Origin of the sequence: Azospirillum soli, assembly GCF_017876165.1 — a bacterium.
Taxonomy (GTDB): domain Bacteria; phylum Pseudomonadota; class Alphaproteobacteria; order Azospirillales; family Azospirillaceae; genus Azospirillum; species Azospirillum soli.
In genome coordinates this window covers 1-13,428 of record NZ_JAGINQ010000005.1, presented here as the reverse complement: position 1 = coordinate 13,428, position 13,428 = coordinate 1, and the positions used below count along the sequence as shown (strand labels likewise).

Genomic DNA, 13,428 nt, shown 5'->3' with positions numbered 1-13,428 from the left:
AGAGCCCTCCCACCATGAACGCTGTTCTGCACATCATCCTCATGGGTGTCTGCGGGTCCGGCAAGACCTCCGTGGGTGAGGCGTTGGCCCAGCGCTTGGGGTGCCGCTTCGCCGACGCGGACAGCTTCCACCCGGCCGAGAACGTCGAAAAGATGCGCGCCGGAATCCCGCTGAACGACGAGGACCGCGGCCCCTGGCTGACGGCGATCCGTGCCGCCTTGGACGGCTGGAGCGCGGCCGGTGAAAGCAGCATCATCGCCTGCTCGGCGCTGAAGCAGGCCTATCGCGACGTGCTGTCGTCGGACGGCGACGTGATCTTCGTCTATCTCAAGGGCTCGAAGGAGCTGATCGCCGAGCGGCTGAAGGCGCGCAGCGGCCACTACATGAACCCGAACCTGCTGCAAAGCCAGATCGAAGCGCTGGAGGAGCCAGCCGACGCCATCGTCATCGACGTGTCGCCCCCCTTGGAGGTGATCGTCGACACGCTGCTCGCCCAGCTGAAGGCGCGCTCGGCGGAAGGCGCCGCGCTCGCCGGCTGAATCACTGTCCTTGTCCGTCCGTGGGTCCAACCCGCGGAGCTTTTTCTGGGGGAGAGAAATCATGTCGGGTACGGAGAACCTGATCGCGGGCTTCCGGGCGTTCCGCGCCACCTATTTCGAGCAGCGGCCGGCGCTCTACGAGGCGCTGGTGAAGGAGGGCCAGCACCCGGAGGTGCTGATGATCGCCTGTTCGGATTCCCGCGTCGATCCGGCCCTGCTGCTCAACACCCAGCCGGGCGAGCTGTTCGTGGTGCGCAATGTGGCGAACCTCGTGCCGCCCTACCAGCCGGACAGTCAGTATCACGGCACCAGTGCGGCACTGGAATTCGCGGTGCGCGACCTTCAGGTCCGCCACACCATCATCCTGGGCCATTCCGGCTGCGGCGGCATGCGGGCCTTGCGCGCGCTGCGGAACGGCATCCAAGCGGGGCGCGAGTTCATCTCCCCCTGGGTCTCCATCGCCGGCGAGGCCTTCGAGCAGGCCGGCGCGGAGCCGAACGAGGCCGAGGCGGAGCGCGCGACGGAGCAGGCGGCGCTGAAGGTGTCGCTGAAGAACCTCCGTAGCTTCCCCTGGGTGCGCGAACGGGTCGCCTCGGGCGACCTCACGCTGCACGCCTGGTGGTTCGACCTAAAGACTGGCGAGCTGTGGGCGCTCGACGAGGAGGCCGGATCCTTTTCGCGGATCGGGTAGCCCGTCAGCCGACCATCCGGCGCTGGCGGACTGCCTGCTTGTTGCGCTCCAGCCGCTCCTGCAACGGCTCGCCTTTGCGCAGGGCCACCGCGACGGTCAGGATGTCGCCGATCAGCAGATGGGCGATGCGCGAGGTCATCGGCACGAAGATGTCGGCATCCTCTGACACGTCCGACAGCAGCGCCACCGTGGCGAGCCGTGCCAGCGGGGAGCCGGAGCAAGTCAGCGCGATCACCGACGCCCCGACGGACAGGGCGTTCTCCGCGCTTTCGATGATGTCGCGGGCCCGGCCGGAGTTCGACACCGCCACCACCACGTCGCCGCGCCCCAGGGTCAGGGCCGACATGTTGTAGACGTGCGGGTCGATGTAGGCGACGGTCGGGATGCCGAGGCGGAAGAACTTGTGCTGGATGTCCTGCGCGACGATGCCGGAGTTTCCCGCCCCGTAGAATTCGATGCGGCGCGCCCGCGCCATCAGGTCGGCGGCGCCCTCCACGGCGCTGGCCGACAGGTTGCTGCGGACCTTCATCAAGGTGGCGATGGTCCGGTCGGCGAGCTTCCCTATGATAGCGTCGGCGCCGTCGTCCGGACGGACGTCCTGGTGAATGAACGGCATGCCCCCGGCGATGTTCTGTGCCAGCTTGATCTTGAACTCCCGGAACCCGCTGCATCCCAGCGTGGCGCAGAAACGCGCGATCGTCGGTTCGCTGACCCCGACGCGCTTCGCCAGATCGGCCATGTGCAGGTTGATGACCTCGCCCGGTTGAGCCAGCACATACTCGGCCAGCTTGCGTTCCGAGGGTCGGAACTGGTCGCGCAACGCCTCGATCCTGGTCAGCATGGACCTTTCCTCTCCCTTTCGGATGTACGCGCAAGCCTACCACATGTAGCTTTTCTACAGAACGACTGATGCGGACGCGGGATGGCCGGCATGCCCGGAAAAGACCCGACTGGGCTTGATCGCGAACCAACGACAGTTTGTCACACCTCTTTCGCGCAAAACGGCGGCGCGGGCTGCGGCCGCGCCCTTGCGCGTCCTTCCGCCTCATGTTATGTAGTTTTCCTACAGAGCATCACTACAAAGCGCGCTTCGCGACGTCCGACCGGCTTTTCCCGCATTCGTTGTTGGAACCAAAACGCCCCTCTGGCGGGTATTTCAAAACACCGCGTCACCCATGAGGCGCCCTGCAATGGATCGCGCTCGCGCGCCCCGTCAGTAAAAGTGAGCAACGGCTATGACAGTCACCACACTCGCCGACCTCGACGCCCTCATCGCCCGCGTGAAGGAAGCCCAGAAGGCCTTCTCGGACTTTTCGCAGGACAAGGTCGACCGCATCTTTCGTAGCGCGGCCCTGGCCGCCGCCAACGCCCGCATTCCGCTCGCCAAGCTGGCGGTCGAGGAAACCCGCATGGGCGTCATGGAGGACAAGGTCATCAAGAACCACTTCGCGTCCGAGTACATCTACAACAAGTACAAGGACGAGAAGACCTGCGGCATCCTCGAAGAGGATCCCGAATACGGCATCATGACGATCGCCGAGCCGGTCGGCCTGATCTGCGCCATCGTCCCCACCACCAACCCGACCTCCACCGCCATCTTCAAGGCCCTGATCAGCCTGAAGACGCGCAACGGCATCGTCTTCTCGCCCCATCCGCGCGCCCGCAAGGCGACCTGCGAGGCCGCCCGCCTCGTGCTGGCCGCCGCCGTCGAGGCCGGGGCGCCGCCGGACATCATCGGCTGGATCGACGAACCCTCGCTGGAACTGTCGAACGCCGTCATGCGCCACCCGGACATCAACCTGATCCTCGCCACCGGCGGGCCGGGCATGGTGCGGGCGGCCTATTCGTCGGGCAAGCCGGCCATCGGCGTCGGCGCCGGCAACACCCCGGCGGTGATCGACGAGTTCGCGGACATCAAGCGGGCCGTCGCCTCCATCCTGATGTCCAAGACCTTCGACAACGGCGTGGTCTGCGCGTCGGAACAGTCGGCCATCGTCGTGGACGCGGTCTACGACGCGGTGCGCGACCGTTTCGCCCACCACGGCGGCTACATCCTCTCGGCCGGGGAGGCCGACGCGGTGCGCAAGGTCCTGCTGACGGAAGGCTCCCTCAATTCCGCCATTGTCGGCCAGTCCGCCCGCGCCATCGCCGAGATGGCCGGCGTCACCGTGCCCGCCAACACCAAGGTGCTGATCGCCGAGGTGACCGACACCACCTGCGACGAGCCCTTCGCGCACGAAAAGCTGTCGCCGACGCTGGCGCTCTACCGCGCCCGGGACTTCATGGACGCCTGCGACAAGGCGGCGGATCTCGTAGCGCTCGGCGGCATCGGCCACACCTCGGCCCTCTACACCGACCAGGACCAGCAGGCCGAGCGCATCCGCATCTTCGGCGACCGCATGAAGACGGCGCGCATCCTGATCGACACGCCCTCCTCCCAGGGCGGCATCGGCGACCTCTACAACTTCCGCCTCGCGCCGTCGCTGACGCTGGGCTGCGGCTCGTGGGGCGGCAACTCGATCTCCGAGAATGTCGGGCCGCAGCACCTGCTGAACCGCAAGACCGTGGCGAAGCGGGCCGAGAACATGCTGTGGCACAAGCTGCCGAAATCCATCTACTTCCGCCGGGGCTGCCTGCCCTTCGCGCTGGAGGAGCTGCGCGGCAGGAAGCGCTGCCTGATCGTCACCGACCGCTTCCTGTTCGAGAACGGCCACGTCGCCGAGACGGTGCGCATCCTCAAATCCCTCGGGCTGGAGGTGGAAACCTTCTTCGAGGTCAACGCCGACCCGACGCTGGCCGTCGTGCGCCGGGGGCTGGCGCTCGCCAACGCCTTCCAGCCGGACGTGATCCTGGCGCTGGGCGGCGGCTCGCCCATGGACGCGGCCAAGATCATGTGGGTGATGTACGAGGCGCCGGACGTGGCGTTCGAGGATCTGGCGCTACGCTTCATGGACATCCGCAAGCGCATCTACACCTTCCCCAAGCTGGGGGTGAAGGCGCAGTTCGTGGCGGTGCCGACCACCTCGGGCACCGGCTCGGAGGTGACGCCCTTCGCGGTGGTCACGGACGAGCGCACCGGGATCAAGTACCCCATCGCCGACTATGAGCTGACGCCGAACATGGCGATCATCGACGCCAACCTCGTCATGGACATGCCCAAACCGCTGACGGCGGCGGGCGGCATCGACGCGGTGACGCACGCGCTGGAGGCCTACGCCTCGGTCCTGGCGAACGAATACAGCGACGGGCAGGCGTTGCAGGCCCTGAAGCTGCTGAAGGAGCATCTGCCGTCCGCCTACCGGAACGGCGCCCGCGATCCGAAGGCGCGCGAGCAGGTGCACAACGCGGCGAGCCTCGCCGGCATCGCCTTCGCCAACGCCTTCCTCGGCGTCTGCCACTCCATGGCGCACAAGCTGGGGGCGGAGTTCCATCTGGCGCACGGCCTCGCCAACGCGCTGCTGATCGCCAACGTGATCCGCTACAACGCGGTGGACGTGCCGACCAAGCAGACCGCCTTCAGCCAGTACGACCGGCCCAAGAGCGTCGCGCGCTACGCCGAGATCGCCCGGCGCCTGAGCCTGGACGGCAGCCGCGACCACGAGCGGGTCGAAAAGCTGATCGCCTGGGTGGAGGATCTGAAGGCCACGCTGGACATCCCGTCGTCGATCCAGGCGGCCGGCGTGCCGGAGGCGGACTTCCTGGCCAAGGTCGATGCCATCGCCGAGGCTGCCTTCGACGACCAGTGCACCGGCGCCAACCCGCGCTTCCCGCTGGTCGCCGAGATCAAGCAACTGCTCCTCGACAGCTACTACGGCCGCGCCTACGTCGAACCGTCGCTGCGCGAGACCGCTCCGGTCCATTTGGAAGCGGTCCGCAAGAAGCCCGAAGCCGCCGAGTGACCGCCGGGCAACCGGCGAACGACCGCCGGGGCGTGCCGTGGGCTTCGGCTCGCGGCACGCCCCGGCTTTTTCCGGCACTCACTTTGTTCCAGTGAGGGCCAGGGCCGCCGTGACCGCCTCCACGAAGTTCGCCTCGCCCCGCCAGAACGGGAGCGGGCCGAGCGTCGCCGCCAGCGGCACGGAGGCGGTCACCTCCAGCCCGCCGAGCAGGTCCGGGGGAAGGGGCCGCCCCCGCCAGAAGGCCCCCGCCTCCGTGGACAGAGGCTTGGGCGGCACCGGCGCCTCGGGCTCCGGCGCTTCGCTTCCGCCGATGTCGCCAAGCATCGCCAGGAAGGCCGCGCGGTCCCGGCCGCGCAGGCGGAACAGCAGGAACGGGTCGCGGTCGAAGCGCTCGGCCAGCAGGTAATAGACCGCCGCCACATGCTTGCAGGGGTTCGACCAGTCCGGGCAGGAACAGGCGGTCTCCAGATCGCGCAGCCGTTGCGGGAACAGCGGCGCCCCGGCGTCGCGGAAGCGGTCCTCCAGTGTGTCCGGCATCTCTCCGGCGATCAGGCGGGCCGCACTCCAGGCGTCCTTCGACAGGCGCGTGGCGATGGCCGCCCATTTGGCGTCGGCGATGGGCGCGATGGTGATGGTCACGCAGTAGGGCGACGGGCGGGATCCCTGGACCTTCGCCGTCACCTTGCCCGGCGCCACGGTCAGGTCCAGCACCTGCCCCTTGCGCGCGTAGGTGCGCCCGCGCGTCAGCCGCTCGCCGATGTCGAAGGAGTCCAGCACCTCGATCCAGCGCCGGCCCCACCAGTTTTCGGCGAAGGCGCCGCGCCGGCTCTGCGCCTTGATGCCCCCCTTGGCCTCCCGCCGGGGCTGGTAGCGATGGAAGTCCTCGTAGCCCATGCCCCTCTCCTCCCGTCCGGCGTCATCCCTCAGGCGACCGCGTCCTCGCGCAGGGCGAACAGGTCGCGCAGGGCGTCGGTGCCCAATTCGGTCAGCCAGTCCTCGCCCGCGCCGACCACCGCCTCGGCGACGGCCTTCTTGGATTCGATCATCTCGTCGATCTTCTCCTCCAGCGTGCCGGCGCAGACGAACTTGTGGACCTGCACGTTGCGCGTTTGGCCGATGCGGAAGGCGCGGTCGGTCGCCTGATTCTCCACCGCCGGGTTCCACCAGCGGTCCACATGGAAGACGTGGTTCGCCGCCGTCAGCGTCAGGCCGGTGCCGCCCGCCTTCAGCGACAGCAGGAAGATGGGCGGCCCGTCCGCCGCCTGAAATCGCTCCACCATGCGGTCGCGCGCCGGCTTGGGCACGCCGCCGTGCAGGAACAGCACCTCGCGCCCGAAGCGGTCCTGAAGGTGCGGCTTGATAATGTCGCCCATTTCCGTGAACTGGGTGAAGACCAGAGCCCGCTCGCCGACCGACAGCACCTCCTCCAGCATCTCGGTCAGGCGGTTCAGCTTGCCCGACCGCCCATCCGTCGCCGACCGGTCGCCGAGGAACTGGGCCGGGTGGTTGCACACCTGCTTCAGCTTGGCGAGCGTGGCGAGGACGAGGCCCTTGCGCCGGATGCCGCCGGCCTCTTCCAGCTCGCGCAGGGACTCCTCGACCACGGCGGCGTAGAGGGAGGCCTGCTCCCTGGTCAGGGTGCAGAAGACCTTCATCTCCTGCTTGTCCGGCAGGTCGTCGATGATGGCCCGGTCGGTCTTCAGCCGGCGCAGCACGAAGGGGGCCGTCAGCGACTTCAGCCGGGCGACGGCGTCCGGGTCGCGGCGCGTCTGGATCGGCATGAAATAGTCGCGCTTGAAGGCCGCCGCCGTGCCGAGGAATCCGGGGTTCAGGAATTCCATCACCGACCACAGGTCGCCGACGTTGTTCTCCACCGGCGTGCCGGTCAGCGCCACGCGGAAGCCGGCGGGCATGGCGCGGGCGGCCTTGGCCTGCTTGGTCTCCGAATTCTTGATGTTCTGCGCCTCGTCCAGGATCACCCCGGCCCAGGGCACGGCGCTGAGCATGGCGGCGTCGCGTTGCAGCAGGGTGTAGCTGGTCACCACCAGATCGTGCGCCTTGCAGTCGCGGCGCAGCGCGGCGCCGGTGCGCGTGCGCCCGGCCCCGTGGTGGATCATGACGGCCAGATCGGGGGTGAAGCGCGCCGCCTCCCGCTTCCAGTTGGCGACGACGGAGGTCGGGCAGACCAGCAGCGTGGTCGGGCGCGCCCGCCCCTCCTCCTCCGACGCGTCCTTCTCGCGCTGGAGCAGGGTCAGCGTCTGCACGGTCTTGCCCAGGCCCATGTCGTCGGCGAGGCAGGCGCCCAGCCCCCAGCGCCGCAGGAAGGCCAGCCAGGAGAAGCCGCGCCGCTGGTAGGGGCGCAGGGTCGCCGCGACGCCCGGCGGCACCGGCAGCTCGTCGAAGGGCCGCGCGCCGGTCAGCCGGTCCAGCAGGTCGCGGATCCAGCCCTCCACGTCGATGCCGTCCACCCTCATGTCCGGGCTGCCGCCCAGCGCTCCACCGAGCGCCATGCGGACCACGTCGCGCGCCGCCATTTCCTGCCCGCGCCGCCGCAGCCGTTCGGCCGCCGCCTTGATCTCGGCGGCGTCGAGCAGGACCCATTGCCCGCGCACGCGCACCAGCGGTGTCTTCAGCCGCGCCAGCGCCGCCAGATCCCGCGCCGACAGGGTCTGGCCGCCGAGCGCCACCCGCCAGTCGAATGCGACCATGTCCTCCAGCGTCAGCCCGCCGCCGCCCTGCATCTTGGGCGCGCGCAGCTTGACCCGCGTGGCGATGCGCGTCTTCGTGCCCCGGCCGGCCCACCAGGCGGGCAGCAGCACGCCGAAGCCGGCCTGCTCCAGCGCGGGGGCGGTGCGCGTCAGGAAGTCCACCGCGCCGCCCGCGTCGGTGTCGAAGCCGGCGGGCACGCCGTGCCGCAGGCTGGCCTCGATTTCCGGGCTGAGCCGACCGGCCTGCGCGAAGGACAGCAGCAGGAACTCCCGCAGGCCGCCGCCGGCCGGAAAGCCTTTCAGCCGGCGCCCGGCCGCGCCGCGCGCGCGCGCCGCCCAGGCGTCGGGGACCGGCACCAGCAGGCTTGGGTCCTCGTGCGATTGCAGCAGGTAGCGGACCGTCCAGGCGCCATCCGGGACGGAGACGGCGACACCCTCCTCCGCATCCGGATCGGGTGCCGGTTCCTCCAGCCGGAAGCAGAGGCGGACGGGGCTGGCAGCGATCACCGCGACCGGGCGCCGCCACTCTGCAAGCCGCCGCGCCAGCTCGTCGAGCGCGGCGGGATCGCCCGTCACCTCGGCCTTCGGGCCGGTCAGCGCGGCGAGCCAGCGGTCGTCCACGCTCGCCCCCGCCAGCCGGAGAGCCAGCGCCGCATCCTCGCGGATCATGGCGTCGGCGATCCAGGCGAGGAAGTCCGACAGCACCGCCGTGGGCGCGGCGTCAGGGGGCGTCCCGCCCTCCCCGGCGGCCCGCGCCGCGTCCGGCATGGCCTGGACCAGCCGGGCCAAGACCTGTGCGTCGCGGCCGAGATAAGCCGGGCGCCAGCGGGCGAAGGCGCGCCCGTCTTTCCGCACGAGATCCGGCAGCACGCGCCCGCGTGCGACCAACGCCCCGGCAAACCGCAACGCCGCCGCCCAGCAGGCCAGATCCGCCCCCGCGAACAGGCTGGGCGCCAGGGGCTCGTCCGCCGAAACCCGCGCAAGCACCGCAATCGCCTCCCCCGGCGTCAGGGCAAGGGCCGAGGTCTCCCACGCCGTCAGAGCCGCCGGAACCCCCTCGTCCCGGTCGAGATCGATGATCGGGCTTGAAGCGACCGGCCGACCGCCCGCCGAGGGCAGCCACAGCGTCACGCTTCCAACCGTGGCGGCGGTGTCGAGGCCGAGCGCCCACAGCGCCTCCGCCAGCGCGTCGGCTCCGGCGTCGTAGGGGTTCGGATCGGGCCGAGGACGTTTGGCGGCCTGCGCCCTGCCCTTGCGCCGGCGCAGCGGCACCGCGTTGGTCGGGGCCGTCTCGCCCCACAGCCACAGCGCGTCGTTCCAAAAGGCAGCGTGCACAAAGGTCGCCATGCACCGTACCCGCGTTCTCAAAGACCAAAGGCATCACGCCCGGTCGGGCGCACGCTTTCGTAAGCGCGACCATACTCCCGCAAGAGACCGCCGGCCATCCACACCGCCGGCCAACGGCCTGCCGGGCGCGGTTCACATCCGGGTCGCGGGCGGCGGGGCGGCGGCCGGCGGGTCGCCCACGGTGATGCCGGCGAACTCCAGCTGCCGCCCGACCAGCGCTCCGAGCGCCGCGTCGAGACCGTCCTCCAGCAGGAGAAAGGGGCCGAAATCGGCGCTCTCGGTCCGGGCGATCAGCGCCACGCCGGCCGGAACGACGACAACCTGCCAGACGACATCCTCCGGTTCGCGGGTGGCGGCGAGGGGACCGACGCCGCTGGCGTTGAGCGCCACCATGCGCGCGTAGGTGACCATGCCGGCGGCGTCGCGCATGGCCGGGCGGTAGGCCGGATGGGCGGACAGCGCGACCGGCCCCATGTCCGGTGGAACGTCCATGGTGGCGGCAATCCGGGGTCCGAAGGGCGTGTCCATCAACTGGCCTTCGATCAGGATGGCCGGCGCGCCGAGGTCGCGCATCATCCTCCGGCAGTGCGCGATCTGCGACGGCCACAGCGGCGGTGGACGGGTGACGGCGATGATGGTCCTGGCGGTCATGATGCCCTGCTTGGCCGGTTCCGCGGATGATATGGGGGATTGATATGGGGATCGGAACCACTTGACCGCGGTCAAGTGAGAGGCGGAATTGTCCGAATATTGTCCGGTCATTCGTTCAAATGTCCGGGGGGTTTGATGTTTTGCTATCAGTGTGAACAGACCGCGCGCACCGATTCCAGCGCCGGTTGCGCCACCGCCAAGGGCATGTGCGGCAAGGACGCGACCACGGCCGACCTGCAGGACCTGCTGGTCCACGCGGTGAAGGGCATCGCCCAGTACAGCCGCCGCGCCCGCGCGCTGGGCGCCGCCGACCGCGAGGCCGACGCCTTCGTGCTGTACGCCCTGTTCACGACGCTGACGAACGTGAACTTCAACGCCACCCGCTTCGTCGGCCTGCTGAACGAGGCCGCCCAGACCCGCGACCGCGTCAAGGCGCTGTACGAGACCACCGCCCGCGATAAGAGCGCCGCCGTCGAAACGCTGTCCGGCCCCGCCCTGTGGCAGCCCGCCGCCGACATGGAGGGCCTCCAGGCCCAGGCCGCCGAGGTGCCGGTCACCGCCGGTCAGACCGAGGTGGGCGAGGACATCGTCGGCCTGCGTGCGCTGATCCTCTACGGTCTGAAGGGTGTCGCGGCCTACGCCCACCACGCCTATGTGCTGGGCGGGGCGAGCGAGGAGGTGTTCGCCGGCGTGGCCGACGCGCTGGACTTCCTGGCCAACGAGCCGAAGGACGCGGGCGCCCTGCTGGAGCAGGCGCTGGGCCTCGGCCGCCTGAACCTGAAGGTCATGGAGCTGCTGGATTCCGCCAACACCGGCCGCTTCGGCACGCCGACGCCGACGCCGGTACGCGTCACCCCGATCAAAGGCAAGGCCATCCTGGTCAGCGGCCACGACCTGGGCGACCTGGAAGCCCTGCTGAAGCTGACCGAGGGCAAGGGCATCAACATCTACACCCACGGCGAGATGCTGCCGGCCCACGGCTATCCGACGCTGAAGGCCTACCCGCATCTGGCCGGCAACTGGGGCGGCGCGTGGCAGGACCAGCAGCGCGACTTTGCCGAATTCCCCGGCCCGATTCTGATGACGTCGAACTGCATCATCGAGCCGAACCCGCGCTACCGCCAGCGCATCTTCACCACCGGCCCGGTGGGCTGGCCCGGCGTGCGCCATCTGGAACACCACGCCTTCGGCCCGCTGGTCGACGCGGCGCTGGCCCTGCCCGGCTTCAAGGACGACGCGGCGGAGGAGAAGACGATCCTGGTCGGCTTCGGCGGTGACGCCGTGCTGGGCGTGGCCGATAAGGTGATCGAGGCGGTCAAGGGCGGTGCGATCAAGCACTTCTTCCTGATCGGCGGCTGCGACGGCGCGGCGCCGGGCCGCAACTACTACACCGACTTCGCCACCGGGGCGCCGAACGACACGGTGGTGCTGACGCTGGGCTGCAACAAGTACCGCTTCAACCAACACGACTTCGGCGCCATCGGCGGCATCCCGCGCCTGCTGGACATCGGCCAGTGCAACGACAGCTACTCCGCCATCCGCATCGCCGGCGCGCTGGCCGACGCCTTCGGCTGCGAGGTGAACGACCTGCCGCTGTCGCTGATCGTGTCCTGGTTCGAGCAGAAGGCGGCCGCCGTGCTGCTGACGCTGCTGGCGCTGGGCATCAAGAACATCCACCTGGGCCCCACCCTGCCGGCCTTCATCACCCCGGCGGTGCTGGACCAGCTGGTCGAAACCTTCGGCATCCGCCCGATCTCGACCGCCGAGGCCGACATCGCCAACGCCCTGAACCGCGCGGCGTAACGGTTGTCGATCTCAGTCCCCTCTCTCGCCCATTCTTTTGGTTGGGGAGAGGGGACTTTCTCCTTTCCAAACGGGATGTCATGACGACCCACACCATCGATCTGGTCACCCGCGACGGCGAGCGGGTGAGCTTTCCCTGCGACGAGACCGAATCGGTGGTCGCCGCCGCCGCGAAGGCCAACCTGACGCTGCCCGGCCATTGCCGCGAGGGCGGCTGCGGCGCCTGCCGCGCCACCGCCAGCGAAGGCGATTATCATCTGGCCGGACACAGCGCGTCGGCTCTGCCCGCCGAGGCCGCCAATGCCCGCGAGGTGCTGCTGTGCCGGACCTTCCCGCGCGGCGACCTGTCCATCGCAGCCCCCTTCGACCGCTCCCACATCCTGTCCGGCCCGGTGGCCGAGCGTCAGGCCGAGATCGTCGAGCGGGCGTTGGTCGGTGAGCGCACGGTGCGGCTGCTTATCAGTCTCGTGCCCGACGAGGACAACGGCAACGCGGCCGAGTTCGAGGCCGGCCAGTACATGGAGCTGGAGATCCCCGGCACCGGCGTGCGCCGCGCTTATTCGCTGTCTAATACAGCGAACTGGCTGGGGCACCTGGAATTCCTGATCCGCCTGCAACCGGGCGGACGCTTCTCGCACTGGCTGGAGCACGAGGCACGGCCGGGGCAAATCCTGTCGGTGCGCGGACCGCAGGGCAGCTTCACCTTGCAGGAACGCGGCCTGCGCCCGCGCTGGTTCGTGGCCGGCGGCACGGGGCTGGCGCCGATGCTGTCCATGCTGCGCCGCATGGCCGAATGGCAGGAACCGCAGGAAGCCCGCCTCTATTTCGGCGTCAGCGTGGAGGCCGAACTGTTCGCGCTCGATGAGCTGGAGCGACTGAAGGCCGAATTGCCCAAGCTGACGGTCGTGCCCTGCGTGTGGAAGCCGGGCGCCGGCTGGACCGGGTTCGCCGGCACGCCGGTGGACGCGCTGCGCCGTGATCTGGCGGACGCGAAAACCGCGCCGGACATCTACCTGTGCGGGCCGCCGGCTCTGATCGACGCGGCGGAAGCCGCCGCGCGCGACCACGACGTTCCCGCCGACCACCTGTTCAGCGAGCGTTTCCTGCCGAGCTAGAGCCTGTTAGTGCTTGAGATTGCTGCCCAATATATGGGGATGTCAGTTGAGCGCCGAGTTGGGGTTCTGACGGACGCGGAGCGGGAGTTTCTGCATCCGTTGAAAGGAGTGCCGTCCGCAGGGCAAAACCCGCGCCGGACCATCGAGGCGATCGTGTGGCGCCCCTGGAACGGAGCGAAACGGCGGAGCGGCGCTGGGCCCCTCATGGATGGGGGACTGTCAGGAATTCCGTGTACGGGCCGGTTGAGATCAGGCGAGCGTGAACCGGTCCTCGAAGAGGATGGCGAGTTGAGCGCGGGCCATGCCCCATTCGCGTGGTGGCATCTTCCAGTCTTTGGTCGCCAGGTTCAACACCAGATACAGCCGCTTCATGGCGCTCTCGTCGGTCGGAAAGTGGCCGCGGGTGCGCACGGCACGGCGCAGCTTGGCGTTCAGTGCCTCGATGGCGTTTGTCGTGTACACGATCCGGCGGACGTCATCGGCGAAGGCGAAGAACGGGATCACCGCCGCCCAGTTCCGCCGCCACGCCATGGCGATGGCCGGGTACTTGCCGCCCCAGGGGCCGGCGGCGAACGCCTCCAGGGCCCGCTCGCCGGCGTCGGCATCGGTGGCCCGGTAAATGGCCTTCAGCGCCGCGGCCACCGCCTTGCGCTCCTTCCAGGACACGAACTCCAG

At 69.4% G+C, this 13,428-nt stretch carries 10 protein-coding genes; 5 read left to right on the top strand and 5 right to left on the bottom strand.

Features of this window, described 5'->3' with window-relative positions; all coding sequences use genetic code 11:
* Positions 1 to 14 precede the first annotated feature (14 nt).
* Together J2852_RS09780 and J2852_RS09775 are read left to right on the top strand one after the other, a co-directional pair.
* On the top strand, positions 15 to 539 hold the full coding sequence (locus J2852_RS09780) for a gluconokinase (RefSeq protein ID WP_209874570.1): 525 nt from the start codon (positions 15 to 17) through the stop codon (positions 537 to 539).
* Between the two features lie 61 nt (positions 540 to 600).
* Positions 601 to 1,230 carry a carbonic anhydrase gene (locus J2852_RS09775; protein ID WP_209874567.1) on the top strand — a complete coding sequence of 210 codons (630 nt, stop codon included), beginning with the start codon at positions 601 to 603 and terminating at the stop codon, positions 1,228 to 1,230.
* Between the two features lie 4 nt (positions 1,231 to 1,234).
* Here J2852_RS09775 and J2852_RS09770 read toward each other — a convergent pair whose 3' ends face one another.
* Positions 1,235 to 2,071 (bottom strand): SIS domain-containing protein, encoded by an 837-nt coding sequence (locus J2852_RS09770; RefSeq protein ID WP_209874565.1) that lies wholly within the window; start codon positions 2,069 to 2,071, stop codon positions 1,235 to 1,237.
* Positions 2,072 to 2,465: 394 nt separating this feature from the next.
* Between J2852_RS09770 and adhE the strand changes: the two genes are divergently transcribed.
* Positions 2,466 to 5,129 (top strand): bifunctional acetaldehyde-CoA/alcohol dehydrogenase, encoded by a 2,664-nt coding sequence (gene adhE / locus J2852_RS09765; protein ID WP_209874562.1) that lies wholly within the window; start codon positions 2,466 to 2,468, stop codon positions 5,127 to 5,129.
* Positions 5,130 to 5,207: 78 nt separating this feature from the next.
* On the opposite strand, the gene J2852_RS09760 is transcribed toward adhE, so the two are convergent.
* From J2852_RS09760 to J2852_RS09750, 3 genes are all read right to left on the bottom strand, one after another.
* Positions 5,208 to 6,023 carry an SWIM zinc finger family protein gene (locus J2852_RS09760; protein WP_209874560.1) on the bottom strand — a complete coding sequence of 272 codons (816 nt, stop codon included), beginning with the start codon at positions 6,021 to 6,023 and terminating at the stop codon, positions 5,208 to 5,210.
* Positions 6,024 to 6,052: 29 nt separating this feature from the next.
* Positions 6,053 to 9,184 carry a DEAD/DEAH box helicase gene (locus J2852_RS09755; RefSeq protein WP_209874557.1) on the bottom strand — a complete coding sequence of 1,044 codons (3,132 nt, stop codon included), beginning with the start codon at positions 9,182 to 9,184 and terminating at the stop codon, positions 6,053 to 6,055.
* 132 nt (positions 9,185 to 9,316) lie between these two features.
* Positions 9,317 to 9,835 carry a hypothetical protein gene (locus J2852_RS09750; protein ID WP_209874554.1) on the bottom strand — a complete coding sequence of 173 codons (519 nt, stop codon included), beginning with the start codon at positions 9,833 to 9,835 and terminating at the stop codon, positions 9,317 to 9,319.
* A gap of 135 nt (positions 9,836 to 9,970) precedes the next feature.
* On the opposite strand from J2852_RS09750, the gene hcp reads away from it, so the two are divergent.
* Positions 9,971 to 11,638, top strand: coding sequence for a hydroxylamine reductase (gene hcp, locus J2852_RS09745; RefSeq protein WP_209874551.1), 1,668 nt, complete (start codon positions 9,971 to 9,973; stop codon positions 11,636 to 11,638).
* An 80-nt stretch (positions 11,639 to 11,718) separates the two neighbouring features.
* Entirely contained in the window at positions 11,719 to 12,753 is a 1,035-nt protein-coding gene (gene mmoC, locus J2852_RS09740; RefSeq protein ID WP_209874549.1) for an aromatic/alkene monooxygenase hydroxylase FAD-binding subunit MmoC, read from the top strand.
* 249 nt (positions 12,754 to 13,002) lie between these two features.
* Here the strand turns inward: mmoC and J2852_RS09735 are convergent.
* The coding region (locus J2852_RS09735; protein ID WP_209874546.1) for a transposase at positions 13,003 to 13,428 on the bottom strand (426 nt) is incomplete at its 5' end.

Coding starts and splice junctions, on each gene's coding strand:
- J2852_RS09770 (WP_209874565.1), bottom strand. CDS start 2,071: ATGCTGACCAGGATCGAGGCGTTGCGCGACCAGTTCCGACCCTCGGAA.
- J2852_RS09755 (WP_209874557.1), bottom strand. CDS start 9,184: ATGGCGACCTTTGTGCACGCTGCCTTTTGGAACGACGCGCTGTGGCTG.
- J2852_RS09775 (WP_209874567.1), top strand. CDS start 601: ATGTCGGGTACGGAGAACCTGATCGCGGGCTTCCGGGCGTTCCGCGCC.
- J2852_RS09750 (WP_209874554.1), bottom strand. CDS start 9,835: ATGACCGCCAGGACCATCATCGCCGTCACCCGTCCACCGCCGCTGTGG.
- mmoC (WP_209874549.1), top strand. CDS start 11,719: ATGACGACCCACACCATCGATCTGGTCACCCGCGACGGCGAGCGGGTG.
- J2852_RS09780 (WP_209874570.1), top strand. CDS start 15: ATGAACGCTGTTCTGCACATCATCCTCATGGGTGTCTGCGGGTCCGGC.
- adhE (WP_209874562.1), top strand. CDS start 2,466: ATGACAGTCACCACACTCGCCGACCTCGACGCCCTCATCGCCCGCGTG.
- hcp (WP_209874551.1), top strand. CDS start 9,971: ATGTTTTGCTATCAGTGTGAACAGACCGCGCGCACCGATTCCAGCGCC.
- J2852_RS09760 (WP_209874560.1), bottom strand. CDS start 6,023: ATGGGCTACGAGGACTTCCATCGCTACCAGCCCCGGCGGGAGGCCAAG.